Origin of the sequence: Shinella yambaruensis (assembly GCF_050859155.1) — a bacterium.
In the GTDB taxonomy this organism is placed as follows: domain Bacteria; phylum Pseudomonadota; class Alphaproteobacteria; order Rhizobiales; family Rhizobiaceae; genus Shinella; species Shinella yambaruensis.
This window is the reverse complement of sequence record NZ_CP150638.1, coordinates 1,877,154-1,899,958: the sequence shown is the minus strand read 5'-3', so window position 1 is coordinate 1,899,958 and position 22,805 is coordinate 1,877,154. Positions and strand designations below refer to the sequence as shown.

The 22,805-nt window shown below is 65.7% G+C and carries 26 protein-coding genes; 9 read left to right on the top strand and 17 right to left on the bottom strand.

Annotated elements, in window-relative coordinates; all coding sequences use genetic code 11:
- Nucleotides 1–11 precede the first annotated feature (11 nt).
- From murI to WMC41_RS09405, 6 genes are all read left to right on the top strand, one after another.
- Nucleotides 12–773, top strand: a complete 762-nt coding sequence (murI, locus tag WMC41_RS09430) for a glutamate racemase (RefSeq protein ID WP_432347832.1) — start codon at nucleotides 12–14, stop codon at nucleotides 771–773.
- Between the two features lie 120 nt (nucleotides 774–893).
- Nucleotides 894–2,405 (top strand): helicase HerA domain-containing protein, encoded by a 1,512-nt coding sequence (locus tag WMC41_RS09425; protein WP_432347831.1) that lies wholly within the window; start codon nucleotides 894–896, stop codon nucleotides 2,403–2,405.
- A 220-nt stretch (nucleotides 2,406–2,625) separates the two neighbouring features.
- The gene (gene rpsD, locus WMC41_RS09420) at nucleotides 2,626–3,243 is read left to right on the top strand and encodes a 30S ribosomal protein S4 (RefSeq protein WP_244765430.1); all 618 of its coding nucleotides are present in this window, start codon (nucleotides 2,626–2,628) and stop codon (nucleotides 3,241–3,243) included.
- Between the two features lie 239 nt (nucleotides 3,244–3,482).
- A complete protein-coding gene (locus WMC41_RS09415) occupies nucleotides 3,483–4,412 on the top strand; it encodes a glutaminase (RefSeq protein WP_432347829.1) in 930 nt (309 codons plus the stop codon).
- A 31-nt stretch (nucleotides 4,413–4,443) separates the two neighbouring features.
- A complete protein-coding gene (gene ttcA, locus WMC41_RS09410; protein ID WP_244765432.1) occupies nucleotides 4,444–5,325 on the top strand; it encodes a tRNA 2-thiocytidine(32) synthetase TtcA in 882 nt (293 codons plus the stop codon).
- A complete protein-coding gene (locus tag WMC41_RS09405) occupies nucleotides 5,312–6,133 on the top strand; it encodes an inositol monophosphatase family protein (protein WP_244765433.1) in 822 nt (273 codons plus the stop codon). The genes ttcA and WMC41_RS09405 overlap by 14 nt, the downstream gene beginning before the upstream one ends.
- A 254-nt stretch (nucleotides 6,134–6,387) precedes the next feature.
- Here the strand turns inward: WMC41_RS09405 and WMC41_RS09400 are convergent, their stop codons facing one another.
- The 7 genes from WMC41_RS09400 to WMC41_RS09370 all read right to left on the bottom strand — a co-directional run bounded on the left by WMC41_RS09400 (nucleotide 6,388) and on the right by WMC41_RS09370 (nucleotide 12,915).
- Nucleotides 6,388–7,593, bottom strand: a complete 1,206-nt coding sequence (locus tag WMC41_RS09400) for a multidrug effflux MFS transporter (protein ID WP_244765986.1) — start codon at nucleotides 7,591–7,593, stop codon at nucleotides 6,388–6,390.
- 131 nt (nucleotides 7,594–7,724) lie between these two features.
- On the bottom strand, nucleotides 7,725–8,060 hold the full coding sequence (grxD, locus tag WMC41_RS09395; RefSeq protein ID WP_244765434.1) for a Grx4 family monothiol glutaredoxin: 336 nt from the start codon (nucleotides 8,058–8,060) through the stop codon (nucleotides 7,725–7,727).
- 116 nt (nucleotides 8,061–8,176) lie between these two features.
- Nucleotides 8,177–8,593, bottom strand: a complete 417-nt coding sequence (locus WMC41_RS09390; RefSeq protein WP_432347826.1) for a hypothetical protein — start codon at nucleotides 8,591–8,593, stop codon at nucleotides 8,177–8,179.
- 42 nt (nucleotides 8,594–8,635) lie between these two features.
- Nucleotides 8,636–8,896, bottom strand: a complete 261-nt coding sequence (locus WMC41_RS09385; RefSeq protein WP_432347824.1) for a hypothetical protein — start codon at nucleotides 8,894–8,896, stop codon at nucleotides 8,636–8,638.
- Nucleotides 8,897–8,903: 7 nt separating this feature from the next.
- A complete protein-coding gene (locus WMC41_RS09380) occupies nucleotides 8,904–9,137 on the bottom strand; it encodes a BolA/IbaG family iron-sulfur metabolism protein (protein WP_064330139.1) in 234 nt (77 codons plus the stop codon).
- 18 nt (nucleotides 9,138–9,155) lie between these two features.
- Nucleotides 9,156–11,393 (bottom strand): phosphoribosylformylglycinamidine synthase subunit PurL, encoded by a 2,238-nt coding sequence (purL, locus tag WMC41_RS09375; protein WP_432347823.1) that lies wholly within the window; start codon nucleotides 11,391–11,393, stop codon nucleotides 9,156–9,158.
- Between the two features lie 103 nt (nucleotides 11,394–11,496).
- Complete coding sequence (locus WMC41_RS09370; RefSeq protein ID WP_432347821.1) at nucleotides 11,497–12,915, bottom strand: PLP-dependent aminotransferase family protein; 1,419 nt, start codon at nucleotides 12,913–12,915, stop codon at nucleotides 11,497–11,499.
- 96 nt (nucleotides 12,916–13,011) lie between these two features.
- Here WMC41_RS09370 and WMC41_RS09365 point away from each other — a divergent pair, with 96 nt between their 5' ends.
- Nucleotides 13,012–13,227, top strand: a complete 216-nt coding sequence (locus WMC41_RS09365; protein ID WP_244765439.1) for a DUF1127 domain-containing protein — start codon at nucleotides 13,012–13,014, stop codon at nucleotides 13,225–13,227.
- Between the two features lie 10 nt (nucleotides 13,228–13,237).
- On the opposite strand, the gene WMC41_RS09360 is transcribed toward WMC41_RS09365, so the two are convergent.
- The 5 genes from WMC41_RS09360 to purC are packed head-to-tail and all read right to left on the bottom strand — an operon-like array spanning nucleotide 13,238 to nucleotide 15,657.
- The gene (locus WMC41_RS09360) at nucleotides 13,238–13,630 is read right to left on the bottom strand and encodes a hypothetical protein (protein ID WP_244765440.1); all 393 of its coding nucleotides are present in this window, start codon (nucleotides 13,628–13,630) and stop codon (nucleotides 13,238–13,240) included.
- 47 nt (nucleotides 13,631–13,677) lie between these two features.
- Complete coding sequence (gene purQ, locus WMC41_RS09355; RefSeq protein ID WP_432347819.1) at nucleotides 13,678–14,349, bottom strand: phosphoribosylformylglycinamidine synthase subunit PurQ; 672 nt, start codon at nucleotides 14,347–14,349, stop codon at nucleotides 13,678–13,680.
- Nucleotides 14,346–14,603, bottom strand: a complete 258-nt coding sequence (locus tag WMC41_RS09350; protein ID WP_272805487.1) for a hypothetical protein — start codon at nucleotides 14,601–14,603, stop codon at nucleotides 14,346–14,348. Before WMC41_RS09350 ends, purQ begins: the two co-directional genes overlap by 4 nt.
- 18 nt (nucleotides 14,604–14,621) lie before the next feature.
- Nucleotides 14,622–14,864: a phosphoribosylformylglycinamidine synthase subunit PurS gene (purS, locus tag WMC41_RS09345; RefSeq protein WP_023517061.1), complete on the bottom strand. Its 243-nt coding sequence runs from the start codon at nucleotides 14,862–14,864 to the stop codon at nucleotides 14,622–14,624.
- Nucleotides 14,865–14,892: 28 nt separating this feature from the next.
- Nucleotides 14,893–15,657: a phosphoribosylaminoimidazolesuccinocarboxamide synthase gene (gene purC, locus WMC41_RS09340; RefSeq protein ID WP_064330132.1), complete on the bottom strand. Its 765-nt coding sequence runs from the start codon at nucleotides 15,655–15,657 to the stop codon at nucleotides 14,893–14,895.
- Nucleotides 15,658–15,872: 215 nt separating this feature from the next.
- On the opposite strand from purC, the gene WMC41_RS09335 reads away from it, so the two are divergent.
- Nucleotides 15,873–16,193, top strand: a complete 321-nt coding sequence (locus WMC41_RS09335) for a DUF1476 domain-containing protein (RefSeq protein WP_244765443.1) — start codon at nucleotides 15,873–15,875, stop codon at nucleotides 16,191–16,193.
- Nucleotides 16,194–16,258: 65 nt separating this feature from the next.
- Here the strand turns inward: WMC41_RS09335 and WMC41_RS09330 are convergent, their stop codons facing one another.
- Together WMC41_RS09330 and WMC41_RS09325 are read right to left on the bottom strand one after the other, a co-directional pair.
- On the bottom strand, nucleotides 16,259–18,847 hold the full coding sequence (locus tag WMC41_RS09330) for a sensor domain-containing protein (RefSeq protein WP_432347816.1): 2,589 nt from the start codon (nucleotides 18,845–18,847) through the stop codon (nucleotides 16,259–16,261).
- 86 nt (nucleotides 18,848–18,933) lie between these two features.
- Nucleotides 18,934–19,494 (bottom strand): RBBP9/YdeN family alpha/beta hydrolase, encoded by a 561-nt coding sequence (locus WMC41_RS09325; RefSeq protein ID WP_244765445.1) that lies wholly within the window; start codon nucleotides 19,492–19,494, stop codon nucleotides 18,934–18,936.
- 169 nt (nucleotides 19,495–19,663) lie between these two features.
- Here WMC41_RS09325 and WMC41_RS09320 point away from each other — a divergent pair, with 169 nt between their 5' ends.
- Nucleotides 19,664–20,467, top strand: coding sequence for a DUF2189 domain-containing protein (locus tag WMC41_RS09320; protein ID WP_244765446.1), 804 nt, complete (start codon nucleotides 19,664–19,666; stop codon nucleotides 20,465–20,467).
- Nucleotides 20,468–20,563: 96 nt separating this feature from the next.
- On the opposite strand, the gene WMC41_RS09315 is transcribed toward WMC41_RS09320, so the two are convergent.
- The 3 genes from WMC41_RS09315 to WMC41_RS09305 form a co-directional block, all read right to left on the bottom strand.
- Nucleotides 20,564–20,800, bottom strand: a complete 237-nt coding sequence (locus tag WMC41_RS09315) for a hypothetical protein (RefSeq protein WP_244765447.1) — start codon at nucleotides 20,798–20,800, stop codon at nucleotides 20,564–20,566.
- Between the two features lie 102 nt (nucleotides 20,801–20,902).
- Entirely contained in the window at nucleotides 20,903–22,210 is a 1,308-nt protein-coding gene (purB, locus tag WMC41_RS09310) for an adenylosuccinate lyase (protein ID WP_244765448.1), read from the bottom strand.
- 64 nt (nucleotides 22,211–22,274) lie between these two features.
- The gene (locus WMC41_RS09305) at nucleotides 22,275–22,805 is read right to left on the bottom strand and encodes a hypothetical protein (RefSeq protein WP_244765449.1); all 531 of its coding nucleotides are present in this window, start codon (nucleotides 22,803–22,805) and stop codon (nucleotides 22,275–22,277) included.

The following is a 22,805-nucleotide window of genomic DNA, read 5'->3' as shown; positions in this document are numbered from 1 at the left end:
GACCCATCCTGATGTTCGACAGCGGTATCGGCGGCCTGACCGTCCTGCGCGAGGCGCGCGTGCTGATGCCCGAGCGGCACTTCACCTATGTGGCCGACGATGCCGGCTTTCCCTATGGCGGCTGGGAAGAGCCGGCGCTGAAGGCGCATATCATCGATCTCTTCGGGAAACTGCTCGCCGAGCACGACCCGGAAGTCTGCGTCATCGCCTGCAACACGGCCTTCACGCTGGTGGGCGCGGACCTGCGTGCCGCATTCCCCCACATGCCCTTCGTCGGCACCGTGCCCGCGATAAAGCCCGCCGCCGAGCGCACGCGTTCCGGCCTCGTCTCGGTGCTGGCCACGCCCGGCACGGTGAAGCGCGCCTATACGCGCGATCTCATCCAGTCCTTCGCCAGCCAGTGCGACGTGCGCCTCGTCGGCTCGGAGAACCTCGCCCGCATGGCCGAGGCCTATATCCGCGGCGAGACTTTCTCCGACGCGGCCGTGCGCGCCGAGATCGTGCCCTGCTTCGTCGACGAGGACGGCCGCAAGACGGATATCGTCGTGCTCGCCTGCACGCATTATCCCTTCATGGCCAACCTTTTCCGCAAGCTCGCCCCCTGGCCGGTCGACTGGCTCGACCCCGCCGAAGCCATCGCCCGTCAAGCCTGCCGCCTCGTGCCCCCGCTGGAAACCCTCGCCCCGGGCGAGGACATCGCCGTGTTCACCTCCGGCAAGCCAGACTTCTCGACGTGCCGCCTGATGCAGGGTTTCGGGCTTCGGGTGGTCTGATGCGGCTTTCCCTGTGGATTTTTTCAAGAAGCCGGGCGTGACGGGCGCTTGTTTCGTGTTAGGGCTTGCCGGATATCCGGTGGCGGCCGGCGAATCAGGAATTTTGGAACGAGGAACGGGATGAAGGTCGGCATCGACATGGGAACGGTGCAGGGCGGCGCACCGGCCAGGCTCGATATCGAGGAACTGCTGGCGACGCGCCTGCTCGTGCAGGGCAATTCGGGCTCGGGGAAGTCGCATCTCCTGCGGCGCCTGCTCGAACAGTCCGCGCAATGGGTCCAGCAGGTCATCATCGATCCCGAAGGGGATTTCGTCACGCTTTCCGACCGCTTCGGCCATGTCGTGGTCGATGGCGAGCGCACGGAAGCCGAACTCGTCGGCATCGCCAACCGCATCCGCCAGCACCGCGTCTCCTGCGTGCTCTCGCTGGAGGGCCTTGAGGCCGACGAGCAGATGCGGGCGGCCGGCATCTTCTTGAACGCGCTGTTCGATGCGGACCGGGACTTCTGGTATCCGGTGCTCGTCGTCGTCGACGAGGCGCAGCTTTTCGCGCCCGCCGTCAGCGGCGAGGTCTCCGAAGAGGCGCGAAAACTGTCGCTCGGCGCGATGACCAACCTGATGTGCCGCGGCCGCAAGCGCGGCCTTGCCGGCGTCATCGCCACGCAGCGCCTCGCCAAGCTTGCCAAGAACGTCGCGGCCGAGGCCTCCAACTTCCTGATGGGCCGCACCTTCCTCGACATCGACATGGCGCGTGCTGCCGACCTGCTCGGGCTTGACCGCCGGCAGGCGGAGATGTTCCGCGACCTGCCGCGCGGTTCCTTCGTCGCGCTCGGCCCGGCGCTGTCGCGCCGCCCCCTGCCGGTGACGATCGGCGCGGTCGAGACCTCCGCGCGCTCGACCAGCCCCAAGCTGATGCCGCTGCCGGATGCACTGCCGGACGTGGAAGACCTGATCTTCACGCCCGATCCGGACGAGTTTTCCCGCCCGCTCGTTCGCCGCGCGCCGCCGGCGCCGCGCCCGACGACGGACATCCTCGCCGAACTGTCCCGCGCGCGGCCGGAGCCGGTACAGGCGGAGGCGAAGGCCCCGGTGCCGGAAATCTCCCCCGAGGAGCGGGAAGGCCTGCTCGACCAGGCGCTCGCCGAAATCCTCGGCAATCCCGATGCGGCCTTTCGGGCCGATGCGGAACTGTTCCAGGATTTCCTGGTGCGCTGCCGCATCCGCCGCGTGCCGGGCGCGCCGCTGTCGCTTCCCGCCTTCCGCCGCAAGATGGCGGTCGCGCGCTCCGGCGTCGATGCCGAGACAGCGGCGACGGAAATCTGGGGCAGGGCGCTCGACCTTTCCCGCAGTGTCACCGAGGACCTGCAGGGCGTGTTCCTGCTCGTCGCGCAGGCCGCGGTGCGCGGGCTATCCTGCCCCTCGGATGCCCGGATCGCGCGGGCCTACGGCACGCATTCGGCCCGTCGGGCGCGCCGGCTGCTCGGCTATTTCGAGGAGCAGGGGCTGGTGGTCGTGCACAGCGATCTTGCCGGCCACCGCATCGTCGCCTTCCCGGACCTCGGCTGCGAGACGCTGCCGGGCGACGCCAACGGGCCGGACCTTGCCGATTCCCACCGCGATGCGGCGGAATAGGCGGATTTTCCGGGCCTTGCTCGTTGACAGTCCTGTAAAATTCCCCTAATGACCCCGCCAGCGCCGGGCAGAAATGTCCGGTGTTTCATTTGACATGTCCCGTGGATTCTCCGGTCGCGATCGTGAGAAGCCTGTCGGAACCCGAAAGGTTCAGAGGAGGGCGTGTTTCCTTCAGCCGGTCCGTCATTGGCCCGGCATAACAAGACCAAGAGGAAATGCGATGAGCAAGCGCGCTGCATCCAAGTACAAAATCGACCGCCGCATGGGCGAGAACATCTGGGGCCGCCCGAAGTCCCCGGTCAACCGCCGCGAATACGGCCCGGGCCAGCACGGCCAGCGCCGCAAGTCCAAGCTTTCGGACTTCGGTGTCCAGCTCCGCGCCAAGCAGAAGCTGAAGGGTTACTACGGCGATATCCGCGAGAAGCAGTTCCGCGCGATCTTCGCCGAAGCCGAGCGCCGCAAGGGCGACACCCCGGAGAACCTGATCGGCCTGCTCGAATCGCGCCTCGACGCGATCGTCTACCGCGCCAAGTTCGTTCCGACGGTCTTCGCTGCCCGTCAGTTCGTCAACCATGGCCACGTCAAGGTCAACGGCGTGCGCGTCAACATCGGTTCCTACCGCTGCAAGCCGGGCGACGTCATCGAAGTCAAGGAAAAGTCCAAGCAGCTCGTCACGGTTCTCGAATCCGTCGGTCTGGCTGAACGCGACGTTCCGGACTATATCGAAGCCGACCACAACAAGATGACCGCGACCTTCGTTCGCGTTCCGGTTCTCTCCGACGTGCCCTATGCCGTCATCATGGAACCGCACCTGGTCGTCGAATTCTACTCGCGTTAATTCGCGGGCGACACCTTGCGCAATCGGGAAAAGCCGCCAAGAGATTGGCGGCTCAGGTTGCCGGCAAGCCTTGCCACCCACCGCCGTTATCCTCGGCCTTGAGCCGAGGATCCAACCTTCTCAACGGTTTATGGATGCTCGGGTCAAGCCCGAGCATGACGGAGGAGAGGGGTTCGGGACTTTGCCAGCCAGTCTGAGTCGCCAAGAGATTGGCGGCTTTTTCGTTTCGGGGGAACGGGATGACGGACTTGCAGGGCATTGTCGAGGAGATCCACGCGCGCCTGTCGCCACGGTGCGGCGAGGGCAGGGTGGCGGACTATATTCCGCAGCTTGCCCATGTGGATCCGAAGAAGTTCGGCATCGCCGTGGTGACGGTCGACGGCGCGGTGCACCTTGCCGGCGACGCGGACGAGGCCTTTTCCATCCAGAGCATTTCCAAGGTCTTCACCCTCACGCTCGCCCTCGGCAAGCATGGCGAGGCGATCTGGAAGCGGGTCGGCCGCGAACCGTCTGGCTCGGCCTTCAACTCCATCGTCCAGCTCGAGCACGAGGGCGGCATCCCGCGCAATCCCTTCATCAATGCCGGGGCGATCGCCATCACCGACCTCGTGCTCGCCGGCCATACGCCGAAGGAGGCGATCGGCGAGATCGTGCGGTTCCTGCGCTATCTCGCGGACGAGGACGACATCATCATCGACCAGGCCGTGGCACGCTCGGAGCAGGCGACGGGCTTCCGCAACTTTGCGCTCGCCAATTTCATGCGCTCCTTCGGCAAGCTCGACCATGCGGCGGAACTGGTGCTCGGCGTCTATTTCCATCAATGCGCGCTGGCGATGAGCTGCCGGCAGCTCGCCAAGGCGGGGCTGTTCCTCGCCAACAGCGGCACCAACCCTTTGACCGGCCACCGCGTCGTCTCGCATCTTCGGGCGCGGCGTATCAACGCACTCATGCTGACCTGCGGCCACTATGACGGCTCGGGCGACTTCGCCTACCGCGTCGGCCTGCCGGGCAAGAGCGGCGTCGGCGGCGGGATCCTGGCCGTCGCGCCGGGAAAGGCCTCGGTCGCCGTCTGGTCGCCGGGGCTGAACGAGAACGGCAATTCGCTCATCGGCTCGCTGGCGCTGGAAATGCTGGCGGCGCGCACCGGCTGGTCTGTCTTCGGGGCTTGATTGTGCGGCCGGTTCGGGGCATTGCAGGCCCATGACGGCATCTACGACCCTGGCCTTTGCTGATACCGACGACGACGCACCGGATACCGGCCGCCATCCGCTCTTTGCGGACGCGCCCTCAAGCGTCTCCTTCAACAAGCTGCGCAAGCGCCTGCTGCGGCAGGTCCGGCAGGCGATGGACGATTTCGCCATGCTGAAGGGCCAGAAGCGCTGGCTCGTCGGCCTTTCCGGCGGCAAGGACAGCTACGGCCTGCTCGCCCTGCTGATGGACCTGCAATGGCGCGGCCTTTTGCCGGTGGAGCTCGTCGCCTGCAATCTCGACCAGGGTCAGCCGAATTTTCCGAAGCACATCCTGCCGGATTACCTGAAATCCATCGGCGTCAGGCACCGGATCGAATATCGCGACACCTATTCGATCGTGAAGGAGAAGGTGCCGTCGGGGGCGACCTATTGTTCGCTCTGCTCGCGGCTGAGGCGCGGCAATCTCTATCGCATCGCCCGGGAAGAGGGCTGCGATGCGCTGGTGCTCGGCCACCACCGCGAGGATATCCTTGAAACCTTCTTCATGAACTTCTTCCACGGCGGGCGGCTCGCCGCCATGCCGCCAAAACTCCTGAACGACGAGGGCGACGTCATGCTGCTGCGTCCGCTCGCCTATGCGGCGGAGGACGATCTTGCCAAATTCGCCGCCGCCATGCGGTTCCCGATCATCCCCTGCGACCTCTGCGGCTCGCAGGACGGCCTGCAGCGCAATGCGATGAAGGCGATGCTGGCGGAGATCGAGACGCGCATGCCGGGCCGCAAGGACGCCATGCTGCGCGCGCTCGGCCATACCAACCCGTCCCATCTTCTCGACCCGAAGCTTTTCGATTTCTCCTCCCTCGAAACGGTAAGGCCCCATGACGACGATTGACATCAATGCCCTCGCCCTCGTGCTTGCACAGGCGGCCGAGGCGGAAATCCGCCCGCGCTTCCGCGCGCTCGCCAAGGGCGACATCCGCACCAAGGCGGATGCCAACGACCTGGTGACGGAAGCCGACGAGGCGGCCGAGCGCTTCATCAGCCGGGAAGTCGCGGCGCAGTTTCCGGGTGTTCTGTTCGTCGGCGAGGAATCGGTCGCGGCCGATCCGGCGCTGCTGCCGAAGCTCAAGGATGCGGACGTCGCGATCGTCGTCGACCCGATCGACGGCACCTTCAACTTCGCCGCCGGCGTGCCGCTCTTCGGTGTCATGGCGGCGATCGTCTCCGGCGGCGAGACGGTCGGCGGCATCATCTACGACCCGATGGGCGACGACTTCGTCATGGCGGAAAAGGGCGGCGGCGCGTGGCAGACCGGCGATCACCGCCCGGCCGTGCGGCTGAAGACGCGGGGCGGCGCGCCGCTCGAAGCGATGACCGGCATGGCCTCGACCAGCTTCCTCGACCGGGCGCGCCGGGCGCGCATCCTGTCGAACCTCGCCAAGGTGGCCTTCGTCTCCAACTATCGCTGCGCGGCGCACGAATACCGCACCCTTGCCGGCGGCCACCTGCATTACCTGATGTACAACAAGCTGATGCCCTGGGACCACCTCGCCGGCACGCTGATCGCCGAGGAGGCCGGCGCCTATGCCGCGCGCTTCGACGGCTCGGCCTACAAGCCGCACCATGTCGAGGGCGGCCTCCTGGTCGCGCCGGACAAGGACAGCTGGGAGATGCTGCGCCGCGAAGTCTTTGTTGATTGAGGCGGCTTGATCATCGATGAAAAAGGCCCGGCTGCATCCGCAGCCGGGCCTTTTGTTTGTCCGCAACCTTCTGCTTTCGTCATCCTCGGGCTCGACCCGAGGATCCACGCGGCCCCCTGGGCCTGGATGGTCGGGTCAAGCCCGACCATGACGGAGGGGAGGTAAGGCGCCTTCCTCGCGAGCGGTTCGGCTGGAGGTGAGGGCAAGTGCCTTTCTCACGCTGGGCGGCTGGAGGAGAGCGACGACGCTTTCCCTCAAACCGGCTTGTTATGCGGCTGGAACAGCTTGCCGCGCTCGGCGATCAACACGAAGACGAGGCCGATGACCGAGAGCACGAAGAAGCCCATGACGAGCGGCAGCGCCGTGCCGTTGAAGGCCTGGCCGATGATGGCGCCGAGGACCGTGCCGCCGGCCGTGCCCATGAAGCCGAGCACCGAGGAGGCCGTGCCGGCGACGTGGCCGAGCGGCTCCATGGCGAGCGAGTTGAAGTTCGAGCCGATCCAGCCGAACTGGAACATCGACAGCGCGAAGAGCACGATGAAGATCGCGAACGGCAGGTGCGGTGCCCAGACCAGCGTCAGCAGCAGCCAGAACGCATTGACGCCGAGGAAGCCGAGGAGCGCGCCATGCGACAGCCGCCGCATGCCGAACCGGCCGACCAGCCGGGCATTGACGAAGGACGACAGGGCCATGAAGGCGGCAACGCCGGCAAAGGCGACCGGGAACCAGACGCCGAGCCCGTAGATGCCGACATAGATCTGCTGCGCCGAGTTGATGAAGCCGAACAACGCGCCGAAGATGAAGGTGCTGGCGAGCGTGTAGCAGAGCGCCACGCGGTCCGTCAGGACGATGCGGAAGCCGCCGAGGACCGAGCGCACCGTGAAGGGCCGCACGTCTTCGGGATGCAGAGTTTCCGGCAGGCGGAAATACATCCAGGCCCAGATCACGGCGGCCATCACCGCCATGAAGACGAAGATGAGATGCCAGTCGCCGAACAGCATGACGATCTGGCCTGTGCCCGGCGCCAGCACCGGAACGACCATGAACACCATCATGATGAGCGACATCGCTTCCGCCATCGCGCGGCCGCCGAAAATGTCGCGGACGATCGAGACGGTGATGACGCGCATGGCGGCCGAGCCGATGCCCTGGATGAAGCGCAGCGCCAGAAGCGCGGCGAAGCTCGGCACGAGGATCGCGGCGAGCGACGACACGACATAGATGGCAAGGCCGACGAACATGGGCGCACGGCGGCCGAAGCGGTCGGACACCGGACCGTAGATGAGCTGCGCGAGCGCAAAGCCGATCAGGTAGGCGGAAATGACATATTGCCGGTGGTTCTCGTTCTCGACGCCGAGGCTGGCGCCGATTTCCTGCAGGCCGGGCAGCATGATGTCGATGGCGAGCGCATTGAGCGCCATCAGCAGCGCCATGAGCGCAATGAATTCCATCTTGCCCATGCCTTTGAGGCGCTGGGCCGATTCAGGGGAAAGTCCAGACATAATCTATATATTCCATGAAAAAGAGAGAAGGCGCCGCTGGGATGCGGCGCCTTTGAAAAGCTTTGGGGCCTTGGGAAGACCGTTAAGCGTCAGGCAGCGCCCTTGATCGAAATACCCTGTTCCTGAAGATGCGACTGCAATTCGCCCGACTGGAACATCTCGCGCACGATGTCGCAACCGCCGACGAACTCGCCCTTCACGTAAAGCTGCGGGATGGTCGGCCAGTTGGAATAGTCCTTGATGCCCTGACGGATGTCGGCGTCGGCGAGCACGTTGATGCCCTTGTAGCCCACGCCCACGTAGTCGAGGATCTGCACGACCTGGCCGGAGAACCCACACTGCGGGAATTCGGGCGTGCCCTTCATGAAGAGGACAACGTCGTTGGTCTTCACTTCGTTGTCGATGAAATCGTGGATGCCACTCATAGCAGTCTTCCTTGGCAAATCGGCTTCAAGGGCCGATGCGATGATCCGTTTGCCCTAGATAACAACCTCGGGTGACAATTGCCAGAAGCCCATTAGAAAAAATGCGCAGCTGCGCTTCAGCCGGCAGCGCCACCCCGTCGATATGCAATTAGTCTGTAGGCCAGGCCACCAGCCAAACCGCCAGCGATAACCATGAGAATAAAGTCATCACTCGGTCCCGCCCCCGGGCGGTCCAAAATCCACAAAGCCACAATACCGTCAAGGCCGCCAGCGACGGTGAAGAAGAGCCATGCCCGCAAACGGAAATAGCGGGCGATCATGACAGTAGCGATGAATCCGGGAAGTGCATAGGCAAACGTATATGCGCAGCCCATAAAGAAAGCTGAGAAAAATGTTGAATTGACGCCTCCAGCCACCATGTCAAGCGCTGCAACCACGACCGCGGAGGCGACTGTGACAGCGACGATATACCCACCGACAACAAGGAGGAAATCCGGCTGACCGCCGGATGCGGAAGCGGTGACTGGAGGCACTCTGCAATCCGCCCTATTCTTGACTTGGTTGAATTTTTCCGATCAGCGGCTGCGCTGGCGGCTGCGGCTTGCCGCCGTGCGACGGCGGCTCACCTGTTTGCGCGGGCGCTTCGCCGGTTTCTTTTCCGGCTTCAGCACGGCCTCGAGGATGTCACCGAGGAGCCCGCCGGACGCCTTCCTGCGCGTCGTCGTCTTGCGGCGCGTGCGCTTCGTCGAGGCCTTGCGCACGCCGGTCTTCTTCAGCACCTCCTTGAGGGCTGCATCGACCACGCCGCTGACGAGCTCCTTGATGAGATCGGCCATGGATCGGTCAATCCGGGATCGAGGTCTGCAGGGCGAGGGCGTGCAGGATGCCGCCCATATTGCCCTTCAGCGCATCGTAGACCATCTGGTGCTGCTGCACGCGGGTCTTGCCGCGGAAGGCTTCCGCGACAACTTCGGCGGCGTAGTGATCGCCGTCGCCGGCAAGATCGCGGATGACCACCTTCGCTCCGGGAATGCCGGATTTGATCATGTCTTCGATATCGCCGGGTGACATAGGCATGTGAACTGCTCCCTTATCTTATTCCGCGGCGGCAGCGGCGGTGCCGTTGCCGTCCATGAAGTCAGGGAACCACGATTCATGGGTGTCGCGCAATTGTTCAATCGGCAGCGACAGCAGGCCGTCCACCACGAGCGCATCGCCGCCGACGGTGCCGAGGCGGCGGAACGGCACGCCTGCACCCTCCGCATTGGCGCACAGGAAGTTGGCGAGATCGGCCGGGACGGCCAGCACATAACGGGCCTGGTCTTCACCGAAGAGCAGCGCATGGGCCGGGCCGTTGGCCTGCGAAAGGCTGGCCTTGATGCCCTTGCCGGAGGCCATCGCCATTTCGGCGAGCGCGACGGCGAGGCCGCCGGAGGAGATGTCGTGGCAGGCGGTGACCTGGCCGTTGCGGATGGCCGAGCGCACGAAATCGCCGTTGCGGCGTTCGGCGTGGAGGTCCACTTCCGGCGCCGGGCCGTCGACGAGGCCGAGCACGTCGCGCAGGTATACGGACTGGCCGAGATGGCTGCCGTCGACGCCGATCAGCACGAGCTGGTCGCCGTCCCTGGCGCCGCCGATCCTCGCCATGGCGGACCAGTCGGGCAGAAGGCCGACGCCGGCGATGGTCGGGGTCGGCAGGATGGCGATGCCGTTCGTCTCGTTGTAGAGCGAGACGTTGCCCGAGACGATCGGGAAATCGAGCGCCCGGCAGGCTTCGCCGATGCCCTGGATGGCCTTGACGAACTGGCCCATGATCTCCGGCTTTTCCGGGTTGCCGAAGTTGAGGTTGTCGGTGGCGGCGAGCGGCTCGGCGCCGGTCGCCGTGATGTTGCGCCAGCATTCGGCGACGGCCTGCTTGCCGCCCTCGAACGGATCGGCCTCGACATAGCGCGGCGTCACGTCGGAGGAGAAGGCGAGGGCCTTGGTGGCATGGCCTTCGACGCGCACGACGCCGGCATCGCCGCCCGGGATCTGCAGCGAATTGCCCTGGATCAGCGTGTCGTACTGCTCGTAGACCCAGCGGCGGCTCGACTGGTTCGGCGAGCCGACCAGCGCCAGCACGGCCTGGCCGTAATCAGCGGGTTCGGCGACGAGGTTGGCCGGCAGCGGCGCGGGCTTGCCCGGCTCGCGCCAGGGGCGGTCGTATTCCGGCGCCTGATCGCCCAATTCCTTGATCGGCAGGTTCGCTACTTCCTCGCCCTGGTGCAGGATGCGGAAGCGCAGGTCGTCGGTCGTGTAGCCGACAATGGCGAAGTCGAGACCCCACTTGACGAAGATCGCCTTGGCGACCTCTTCCTTGGCGGGTTCGAGAACCATGAGCATGCGCTCCTGGCTTTCCGACAGCATCATCTCGTACGCCGTCATCTGTTCTTCGCGAACCGGCACGAGATCGAGGTTCAGTTCAATGCCGAGGTCGCCCTTGGCGCCCATTTCGACGGCCGAGCAAGTGAGGCCGGCAGCGCCCATGTCCTGGATCGCGATGACGGCACCGGTCTGCATCAGTTCGAGGCAGGCTTCCAGCAGGCACTTTTCCGTGAAGGGGTCGCCGACCTGCACGGTCGGGCGCTTCTCCTCGATCGTTTCGTCGAATTCCGCGGAGGCCATGGTGGCGCCGCCGACGCCGTCGCGGCCGGTCTTGGCACCGAGATAGACGACGGGCAGGCCGACGCCCTTGGCTTCCGAGAGGAAGATCGCGTTGGACTTGGCAAGGCCGGCGGCAAAGGCGTTGACGAGGATGTTGCCGTTGTAGCGGGGGTCGAACTCGACCTCGCCGCCGACGGTCGGCACGCCGAAGGAATTGCCGTAGCCGCCGACGCCGGCGACGACGCCGGAAACGAGGTGGCGGGTCTTCGGATGGTCCGGCGCGCCGAAGCGCAGCGCGTTCATCGCCGCGACCGGGCGCGCGCCCATGGTGAAGACGTCGCGCAGGATGCCGCCGACGCCTGTCGCCGCGCCCTGATAGGGCTCGATATAGGACGGGTGGTTGTGGCTCTCCATCTTGAACACGACGCAGTCGCCGTCGTCGATATCGACCACGCCGGCATTTTCCCCGGGGCCCTGGATGACGCGCGGTCCCTTGGTCGGCAGCGTGCGCAGCCAGCGCTTGGAGGACTTGTACGAGCAGTGCTCGTTCCACATGGCCGAGAAGATGCCGAGTTCGGTGAAGGTCGGCTCGCGGCCGATCAGCGAGAGGATGCGGTCGTATTCATCCGGCTTCAGCCCGTGGGCGGCAATCAGCTCCGGGGTGATCGGGCGGGTGTTCGAAATGGTCATCGTCGCTCGTCTTGTCGTGGAGGGCAGGATTGCGGTCTCTTTAACCTATGCCGCCCGGCAGCGCGACAGGAAAATGACCGCAATCACAGGCGAAACGGCCTGTTCAGGCCGGGCTGTCGTAACCCGTCGGGCCGTGGGCGATGAGGCTGCGCAGCCGTAAGAGGCCGGCCGCGACATCCGCGCGGTTCTCCGGCGAGGACAGGCCGATGCGCACGCGGTAGAACGTCTTCTCCGACCGGCCGGCCTTGAACTCGTCCTCGTCGTCGATGAGGATATCCTCGGCGAAGGCCGCCTGGCGGAACGTGCCGGATAGCCACGGATCCGGCAGCTTCAGCCAGAGGAAGGGCACGCGGGGGTGCGAATTGAAATCGAGCCCCGCGAGGATTTCCCGCGCATGCGCCTCGCGTGCCTCGACTTCCGCGGAGACCTTCGCGCGGATGGCGTCCGCCATGCCCGACAGCACCAGCCGGGCGCCGAGCTCGGCGAGCAGGTAGGGCAGGCCGCCGCTCACCATCTTGTGGGCGATGCGCACGCGCTGGGCAAGGTGCGGCGGACAGGCGATCCAGCCGCCGCGCACGCCCGCCGCCACGCTCTTCGAGAGGCCCCCGACAAGGAAGGTCCGGTCGGGGGCGATTTCGGCGAGGAGCGGAATGCCGGCGTCGATCGTGCCGCCATAGAGATTGTCCTCGATGAGGAAGACATTGTGCCGCCGGGCGATGGCGGCAATGGCGCGGCGGCGATCCTCCGGCATGATGGCGAGCGTCGGGTTCTGGCCCGACGACATCAGGAAGGCGAGCTTGGGATGCTGCTGCACGCAGACGCGCTCGAAATCCTCCGGGATCACGCCGTGGGCATCCGATTCGACGAGCACCGTCTGGCGGCCGATGAGGGCGGTGCCGCGGCTCACCTGCGAATAGGTGACGTGCTCGAAGACGATGCGGTCGCCGGGCGCGGTGATGACCGAGACAGCGGCAATGACGGCGGCATGGGCGCCGAGCGTCGGCACGATGCTCTCGATCGCCGGCTGCCAGTCGTCCCGCCTCAACCAGCGCCGCCCGGCCTCCAGCCATTGCAGCGGGAAATTCCGGGTATAGCTGGCGATCTCGTTCGCCTGCTCCCGGCAGATGTCCGTGAGGATGTCGGTGATCGCGGTCGACTGGCCGACATCGGTGGCGGCCGTCGTGTCGAAGCGCAATTTGCCGGGCGGTGCATTCGCCGCGCGGGTGCCGACCAGCCGGGCGCTGACCGGATCCATGGCCGCCGGATCGGCATCCTCTTTCGAGCCGAGCACATAGGTGCCGCGGCCGACCTCGCCGCTGACGAGGCCCCGCTCGCGCACCATCGTATAGGCGCGGCTGACGGTGCCGATGGTCACGCCGATATCGTAGGCGAGGTTGCGCTGGGGCGGCAGCTTGCTGCCGGAGGCGAGCGCGCCGGTGCTGATCGCCTGCTCGATCTGGTCGGCAATGCGCACATAGAGCGGGCCGTCGGAGGCCTGGAGATCGGGAAGCCAATTTGTCATGGTGCCAATTCTTAGATTGCACCGCAATGAGAGTCAATTATTTCCTGAATGCACCGTTTGTCACGAGAGCCTTGTGACGCTTCAGGAGAGACGACCATGGCAATCGATACAATATTCACCGCGGCAGAATCCGGCAGGCCTGGCGGCCTGCGCGCGATGCTGCATCGCGCCTGGCGCGCAGGCCGCGCCTGGAGCGTCACGCGGCGCACGCGCCACGCGCTGGTGGAAATGACGGACGAACAGCTCCGCGACATCGGCGTCAGCCGTGCCGAGGCGACGCGGGAAATCCGCAAGTCGATCTATTGGGATTGACGGCCGGGGGTCAGCAGCCCTTGCCGCCGGCGGCCCAGCGCTTGACGTCGGTCGCGATGCGCGGGCCGACGGCCTCGCCCATCATCGGGCCGAAGGCATCGAGCCTGGCCGGGTTGCCCTCCGCCTGCACGACGAGCAGCGGGCGCGATTCCGGCGAATTGCGGTGGACGACGAGGATGCGCGGGCGGCCGGAGAAGGAGTTCAGCTCCGGCGCGAGGCGATAGGCCTTGAAGGCCGGGTCGCCCGACTTGAACCAGCAGCTGTTCGCCGCGAGCGCGACGCGCTCCATGGTCGGCAGGGCGCCGCCACGGACCTGCGGCGCCGGGGTTTTCGCCTGGCACGCGGCAAGCGCCGCGGCGGCGAGAAGCGGCAGGACGAGCTTGGCGGGAAGAAGCGGGCGCATGAAAAGCCTTTCGGGGACGGACATGCGCCCTTGATAACAACGACCGGTTAAGCGGCGATTACGTCGAGCACCGAGGCGAAGAGGCCGCGGCCGTCGGAACCGCCATGGGCGGCCTCGATGAGGTTTTCCGGGTGCGGCATCAGGCCGAGCACGTTGCCCTTTGCGTTCATCACGCCGGCAATGTCGTTGATCGAGCCGTTCGGGTTGGTGCCTTGCGCATAGCGGAACACGACCTGGCCATTGCCCTCGATGGCGGCCAGCGTCTCGGCGTCGGCGAAATAGTTGCCGTCGTGATGGGCGACCGGGCAGCGGATGACCTGGCCCTTCTCATAGGCGCGGGTGAAGTCGGTCTCGGCATTGGCGACTTCGAGCTTCACCTCGCGGCAGACGAATTTCAGCGAGGCGTTGCGCATCAGCGCGCCGGGCAGGAGGCCGGATTCGAGCAGGATCTGGAAACCGTTGCATACGCCCAGCACCTTCACGCCGGCCTCGGCCTTCGCCTTGATCGCCTGCATGACGGGCATGCGGGCGGCAATCGCCCCGCAGCGCAGGTAGTCGCCGTAGGAGAAACCGCCCGGGATGACGATCAGGTCGACATCCGGCAGCTCCGTTTCCGTCTGCCAGACGGTGACCGGCGCCTGGCCGGAGATCTTGGTCAGCGCCGCGATCATGTCGCGGTCACGGTTGAGGCCGGGAAGTTGGACGACGGCGGACTTCATGGGTGGGGTTCAAACCTTGCCTGGGCCTCGGCGAGTTCACGCAGTTCGAGGCGGTTTTCGATACGGTCGAGGCGTGTCAATACCTGCGCCATGCTGCCATGCAGGTTGTTGATGTCTCCTTGCATGACATGCATGTGATTTCGCAGACTTACGATATCTTGCCGCACATCTCTCTGGCCATCCTTGAGCGTGGCGAGATCCGACTGGATGCGCTTCATGAGCTCAAGCATCAGTTCCTGAGAAATATCGGTCACGATCGTCTCCTTCAACCGTCAGGCGAGGGCGATAGTATAGTTCTCGATTACCGTGTTGGCCAGCAGCTTGTCGCACATGGCCTTGAGGTCGGCCTCGGCCTTGGCGCGGTCGGCGGTCGCGAGCTCCAGATCGAAGACCTTGCCCTGGCGGACCTGGCCGACGCCGTCGAAGCCGAGGCTGCCGAGGGCGCCCTCGATCGCCTTGCCCTGCGGGTCGAGAACACCGTTTTTCAGCGTAACCGTTACGCGTGCCTTGATCATGTCTGTCTGTCCATCCTTGGAAGGCGTGTTACTTCACCAGAACCGGGCCGGTGCCGCGCACGGGCTCGTTCTCGTTGATGATGCCGAGGCGGCGGGCCACTTCCTGATAGGCTTCGACGAGGCCCCCCATGTCGCGGCGGAAGCGGTCCTTGTCCATCTTCTCCTGGGTGGCGATGTCCCAGAGGCGGCAGCTGTCCGGCGAGATCTCGTCGGCGATGATGATGCGCATCATGTCGCCTTCGTAGAGGCGGCCGCACTCGATCTTGAAATCGACGAGCTGGATGCCGACGCCGAGGAAGAGGCCGGAGAGGAAGTCGTTGACGCGGATGGCGAGCGCCATGATGTCGTCGAGTTCCTGCGGGCTCGCCCAGCCGAAGGCGGTGATGTGCTCCTCGGAGACCATGGGGTCTTCCAGCGCATCGGCCTTGAAATAGAATTCGATGATCGAGCGCGGCAGCACGGTGCCTTCCTCGATGCCGAGGCGCTTGGAGAGCGAGCCGGCGGCGACGTTGCGCACGACCACTTCCAGCGGGATGATCTCGACTTCCTTGATCAGCTGCTCGCGCATGTTGAGCCGGCGGATGAAGTGGGTCGGGATGCCCATCTTGTTGAGCTGGGTGAAGATGTACTCGGAGATCCGGTTGTTCAGCACACCCTTTCCGTCGATGACATCGTGCTTCTTCTTGTTGAAGGCGGTCGCGTCATCCTTGAAGAACTGGATCAGCGTGCCCGGCTCGGGGCCCTCGTACAGGATCTTGGCCTTGCCCTCGTAGATACGGCGGCGACGGTTCATGGATTTTGTCTCTGTTGTTGGCGCGCTTGGGTCGCGCAGGTGTCGTTCGTTTGCGCTCCCATAAACGAAATGCCGCAGTTTAACAATCGCTGTCACGGCCGATCCCCCGTTTTCCGGGAAGTTCGGACCTCACGAAAGTTCGCATTGCACTTTTGCCGTTGTTTTGATTTATGGGCGGAAAGCCTAACGGGTCAGAGAATCTACGGGAGCCATAGATGACCAGCATGCAGGATCGGGAAAAGGCCTTCGAGGCCAAGTTCGCGCTGGACGAGGAGCTGCGCTTCAGGGCCGAAGCACGCCGCAACAAGCTGGTCGGCCTGTGGGCCGCCGGCCTGCTCGGCAAGACGGACGGCGAGGCGGAAGCCTATGCCAAGGAAGTTGTCGCCGCCGATTTCGAGGAAGTCGGCCATGAGGACGTGGTGCGAAAGATCAAGGCCGATTTCGACGCCGCCGGCATCGCCCGCAGCGAGGACGAAATCCGCGTCCAGATGATCGAGCTCCTGGCCGTCGCCATCGCGCAGCTCGAAGTGGGCTGAGCGGCCTTTCGCCGTCAGGCCGTACCATCGAAAGCCGTCCGGCTTGCCGGGCGGCTTTTCTCGTTCTAGCCGCCGGCGGCCCGGCGCACCTCGTTCTGGAGGTCGCGTGCGCCGCCGCCCGGCTGGCGCCATTCCTGGCGCCGCACGAAATCCGCGATGGCCTCCGCCGGCATGGGCCGGGCGAGCGCATAGCCCTGCAGGATGTCGCAGCCGAGATCGCGCATGATGGCGACGTGGGCCGGCGTCTCGACGCCTTCGGCGACGACCTCGATGTTCAGCGAGCGGCCGATCTCGACGATCGTGCCGACGAGCTTGCGCTGGCCGGGCGAGCGGCTGACCGGCTTGACGAGCTGCCGGTCGATCTTCAGCCGGCGCGGCGAGAGCTTCATCAGGCTGACGATCGAGGCATGCCCGGTGCCGAAATCGTCGATCTCGATATCGATGCCGAGCTTGCGGATCTCGGCCAGGTTTTCCAGTACGATGCGGTCGCAATCGTCGAGGAAGATCGATTCCAGGAGCTCGAAGGACAGGGATTTCGGGCGGATGGCCAGCGTGTGCAGCGAGCGCGCGAGCTCCGGGTCGTGCAGGCGCTTGGAGGAGACGTTGACCGAGATCTTCTCGATGCCGAGGCCGAGCGCCCGCCAGCCGGCATAGTCGGCGAGCGATTTCTCGAGCACGATCCGGTCGATCATCGCGACGCAGTCGAGATCCTCGGCGATCTTCAGGAAGGCGTCCGGTGCCAGGATGCCGCGGGTCGGATGGTCCCAGCGCGCCAGCGTCTCGACGCCGACGACGTCGAGCGTGCGGGCGCAGAACTGCGGCTGGTAATAGGGCAGGAAGCGCTGCTGCTCGATGCCGGTGAGGATTTCGTCGGCCGTCTGCTTGTTGACGATGATCTGCGCCTGGAAATCGCTGGTGAAGAATTCATGCCGGCTGCGCCCGCGGTTCTTGGCGCGATAGAGCGCGAGATCGGCATTGACGAGGAGCTGCTTGGCATCGATGGCCTCGCCCGACTGGCTGGCGATGCCGACGCTCGCGCCGAAGCGGCAGATATGGCCGTTGAAGGTGACGGGCTTGCGCATCGCCGACACGATCGCCTCGGCGAGCATGGCGAGGTTGCGCCCGGCAGAGCCGGTCGACAGGAAGACGAACTCGTCGCCGCCGATGCGAGCGACGAAATCACCGGGGCCTTTCAGATCGTTGAGCACGCCGGCGGCGTGGACGAGCATCTGGTCGCCGGCGAGGTGCCCGAGCGTGTCGTTGATCTCCTTGAAGCGGTCGAGGTCGATATGCAGCACGGCAAGGCGGCTGCCGGTTCGTCGCGCCTCCTGCGCGGCCGCCTCGATGGTGGCGTCCAGGAAGCGGCGGTTCGGCAGGCCGGTCAGGTGATCGTGCAGGGCGGTATATTCGATCCGCGCCCGGGCGGCCTCCAGTTCCGCATTGCGCGCCTCCGCCAGGTCCTTGGCGTGCTGCAGCTCCTCGCGAAGGCGCATGTCGTCCGTGACGTCCCAGTTGGCGCCGATGAGGTGCGGCACGCCCGTCATGTCGACATAGGGCGCGGCGCGGCCGCGGATGTGGCGGATCTGCCCGTCGCCGCGGATGATGCGGAACTCGTTGGCGAAATCCTGGCTCTGGAAGAGGCTGTCGCTGACCCGCGCCGTCGCCTTGCGCCGATCCTGCGGATGGAGCGCCCGCTCCCAGGTGCCTGCGTCGGGCTCTTCGGTCAGGCCGTACATTTCGATCATGCGGTCGTCCCAGCGCACGTCGCCGGTTCTCAGATTGACCTCGAAGACGCCGATGCGCGACACGTCGAGCGCCAGCTCCAGGCGGCGGGACATCTGGGCGAGGCGCTCCTCCGCCTCCTTGCGCTCCGTTATGTCCGTGTCGGTGCCGGCGATGCGGCTCGGCTTGCCGTCCGGGCCGTAATCGACGACGGCGCCGCGGCTCTCGATCCAGACCCAGCGGCCGTCCTTGTGGCGCTCGCGATAGCAGAAGACGTTGAACGGCGTCTGGCCGGTTTCCTGCTTGCGGATCTCCTCCAGGACATGCGCCCGGTCGTCGGGATGCACGGACTGGAGCCAGCCCTCCAGGGACGAATCGATCGGCTCGTCCGGCCGCAGGCCGCGGATCGCCCGCCACTGGCGGGAATAGAAAAGGTCGCCGCGCGCGAAATCGTGGTCCCAGACACCCTGGCCGGCGGATTCGAGCGCATGGTTCCAGCGGCTTTCCCGCTCCGCCAGCTCGAGCGCGTTGCGCTTGCGCTCGTCGACATCCGTGATCTGGACGATAAGGGCGGGCGCGACGGCTTCGCCGGGCAGGGCCGGGGGCTCGACGAAGGACGCCAGAACCCAGAATTCCCCGCCGTCCGGCCGCTGCAGGCGAAGCTCCCACGGCGCCTGCTCGGCAAGGCTCGGGCGCATCGCAAAGGCAAGGACGGCGCTGTCCCTCGGCGAGACGCAGTCCGGAAAGGGCGGAAGGGCGGAAAGACAGGTGACGCCGAAGGACCGCAGGAACGTCCCGTTCGCCTCGATGATGCGCCCCTCGGCATCGAGTGCGGCGAAACCGAATCCGGACCGCGCGAAAAGCCGGCGATAAAACGGCTCGCGCTCCGTTTCATGCACGGCAATGGAGGTCGAACCGGATGGTTTGGCCATGAAACGCGGCGCCTGCTTGGAACTCAACGGGGCCAGCGTGCAGGATTTCTATGAAATTCCTCTTAATGAGGGCCGGGAGGCGCTCGTCATTCGGGCGCCTTGAGCCGGCTCAGGAACTGGGCGAAGACCATCGTGCCCTCCGGCCAGGGACCATGGCCGGACTCCGTGTTGATATGCCCGGCCTCTCCCGCATCGAGCAGCAGCGCGCCCCAGGCGGCGGCGATGTCGTCGGCATGCTCGTAGGTGCCGAAGGGATCGTTGCGGCTCGCGACGACGAGCGAGGGGAAGGAGAGCGGCTCACGCGGATAGGGGCCGAAGGTCATCAGGTGCTTCGGCCGGATGCCCTCGTTGGCGACATCGGGCGGCGCGACGAGAAAGGCGCCGGCCACCTTGTTGCCGAGATGCGGGGCGGCGTGGATCGCCGCCGCCACGCCCAGCGAATGGGCGACCAGCACGACGGGCTTGCTGGCGGCCGCGACCTCCTCGATCACGCGCTGCACCCAGTCCTCGCGCACGGGCTTGGACCATTCGGCCTGCTCGACACGCCGCGCCGAACCGAGCTTGGACTGCCAGCGGCTCTGCCAATGCTCGGGCCCGGAATTGGTGTATCCGGGGATGATGAGGATTTCTGCTTCTGAGGTTTTCATGCGCCGGCATGTGCGTTCACGAAGTGCTGAAGTCAAGGGGGAGGGACAAATCATCCCCCCGGGTGTATGATTCGTCCCCTTCAATGCCAATCACGGCACGCCGTGCTGGCGGACGATCGCCCTCCACGTGCGCGCCGAGACGGTCCCGAACCGGCAAGGAGGAATTGTCATGACGACATTTCATGTGATGGCAGGCCACGACCAGATGGTGGCGCGCCCGGCGATCCGGCGGATCGGCATTCCCGACGTGATGGATGCGCTTCGCCGCGGCTTCGACGATTTCCGCGCCAAGCCGTCCCACTATGTCTTCCTCAGCCTCATCTATCCGATCGCGGGCGTGGTGCTCGTCACCTGGAGCTCCGGCGCCAACATGCTGCCGCTGATCTTTCCGCTGGTGGCCGGTTTTGCGCTGCTCGGACCGTTCTTCGCCATCGGCCTCTACGAGATCAGCCGGCGGCGCGAGCGCGGCATGGATGCCTCCTGGCGCCATGCGCTGGAGGTGCGCAACTCGCCGGCCCTGCCATCCATCCTTGCCGTCGGCGCCATGCTGATGGCGCTGTTCATCGCCTGGCTGGTCTTCGCGCAGCTGCTCTATACCAGCCTGTTCGGGCCGGAGCCGCCGCAGTCGCTCGCCCTGTTCCTCGCCTCCGTCTTCGGCTCGGAGAACGGGCTGCTCCTGATGCTGGCCGGCAATGCGATCGGCTTCTGCTTCGCGCTCGTCGTGCTGGCGACGACGGTGATCGCGTTTCCGCTGTTGCTCGACCGGGATGTCGGCGCCGTGGCGGCCATCGAGACCTCGCTGCGCGCCACGCTGGTGAACCCGGTGCCGGTCGCCTGCTGGGGGCTGATCGTCGCCGCGCTGCTGGTCGTCGGCTCCATCCCGGTCTTCGTGGGGCTCGCCGTGATCATGCCCATCCTCGGCCATGCCACCTGGCATCTCTATCGCAAGATCGTCGTCGACGAGCAGCGATGACGCCGTTTCGCGGGCGGCACGCGCCAGGAGGAGAGTGCAAGACCGCCCGTCAGAGGGGAGCGATGGCGCCATTGGCGCCATCGCCGTTTCCGGCCCTCATTTACTCAGCGGATAACACCTGTCGGTGGAAAAGGCGCCGTCCTTGAAGCCGACCTGGCAGATGACGACCGTGTCGTCCTTCTCCAGGAAGACCGCATAGCTTTCGGCGATCGGCGACACGTTGATGATGTCGTAGCCGGCGGCCAGAAGTTCGACGACGGATTGCGGTGTCTGTGCCTGTGCCGTTCCGGCAAAGAAAGCCACGGCGAGAAGCGCGGCAGCAGGAAACCTCATGTTCAGCCCCCGGGAAGACGTGCGCCATTGCACGCAAGGGAAGTCTAATACAGAGGGGCCGGCCGGCGAAGAGGCTTCGCCGGCCGATCTCGAAAGCGTGGGCTACACGGTGCCGAAGACGCGGCGGAAGATCGTGTCGACGTGCTTGGTGTGGTAGCCGAGATCGAATTTTTCGCGGATCTGCTCCTCGGAGAGGGCGGCGCGCACCTCGGCGTCGGCCAGGAGTTCCTCCAGGAAGTCCTTGCCCTGCTCCCAGACCTTCATGGCGTTGCGCTGCACGAGGCGGTAGGAATCCTCGCGCGAAACGCCGGCTTGCGTTAGGGCAAGCAGGACGCGCTGCGAGTGAACAAGTCCGCGGAACTTGTTGAGATTCTTCATCATGTTGTCCGGATAGATCACCAGCTTCTCGATGACGCCGGCAAGCCGGTTCAGCGCGAAGTCGAGCGTGATCGTCGTATCCGGGCCGATGCCGCGCTCGACGCTGGAATGGGAGATGTCGCGCTCGTGCCAGAGCGCCACGTTCTCCATGGCGGGTGTGACGGCCATGCGCACGAGGCGGGCAAGGCCCGTCAGGTTTTCCGTCAGCACAGGGTTGCGCTTGTGCGGCATGGCGGAGGAGCCCTTCTGGCCGGGCGAGAAGAATTCCTCCGCCTCCAGCACTTCCGTGCGCTGCATGTGGCGGATCTCGATCGCGACGTTCTCGATGGACGAGGCGATGACGCCGAGCGTGGCGAAGAACATGGCATGGCGGTCGCGGGGGATGACCTGCGTGGAGACCGGTTCCGGCACGAGGCCGAGCTTGGCGCAGACATGTTCCTCGACGCGCGGGTCGATATTGGCGAAGGTGCCGACGGCGCCGGAGATCGCACCGGTGGCGATTTCCGCACGGGCGGCGACGAGGCGGGCGCGGCCACGGTCCATTTCGGCGTAGAAGCGGGCGAGCGTCAGGCCCATCGTCGTCGGCTCGGCATGGATGCCGTGGCTGCGGCCGATGCGGATCGTGTCCTTGTGCTCGAAGGCGCGGGCCTTCAGCGCGGCGAGCACGCGGTCCATGCCGGCAAGCAGGATGTCGGCGGCGCGCACGAGCTGGATGTTGAAGGTCGTGTCGAGTACGTCGGAGGAGGTCATGCCCTGGTGCACGAAGCGGCTGTCCGGGCCGACGAATTCGGCAAGGTGCGTCAGGAAGGCGATGACGTCATGCTTGGTGACGGCCTCGATCTCGTCGATGCGGGCGACGTCGAATTCGGCCTTTCCGCCCTTTTCCCAGATCGTCTCGGCGGCCGACTTCGGGATGACGCCGAGCTCGGCGAGCGCATCGCAGGCATGGGCTTCGATTTCGAACCAGATGCGGAACTTCGTTTCGGGCGACCAGATGGCGACCATGTCCGGTCGGGAATAGCGAGGGATCATCGGCTCTTGGCTTTCCTTGGCAGTGTGGGAATTGCCGCCGCTTTAGCAAAGATGGCCGGCAAGCTCAACGTATGGATCGGGAGAGCCACAGGCTGGCGCCCGCAACGACGGGCAATCCGACCGGCAGGTACAGGCTGAGGCCCATGACGAGGAACTGGTAGACGGCCCCGGCAATGGTGAAGACGAACTGGTAGATCCAGATGCGCGTGCCGGGCGCATGGTGCCACTGTGCGTAGAAAAGCCGGTAGTCCAGGGCGAAGAAGAAGGCCGTCACGGCGATGGTGCCGAGGCTGAGCAGCGCGAAATGGGCGGCAAAGCGGGTTTCGAACGGCCGGTGGCGGGTGAGGAGCCGGGCCAGCGGCAGGGCGAGGGGCCAGGCGGCAAGGCCGCCGGCAAAGTAGATCGCGAGGATCCGCACGAGCTGGAAGTTTTCGGCGCGTCCCTGCAGCGCCAGCGACAGAAAGGCGCCGGCCGCCATCAGCGCGCCCCAGCCGAGGGCGCCGCCGAGACAGACCGGCAGCGACGGGAAGATCGGCGCGGACGGCTGCCGCCCTGCGGCATCGGGCCCGTCCCGTCCCGCCGCGGCCAGCTCCAT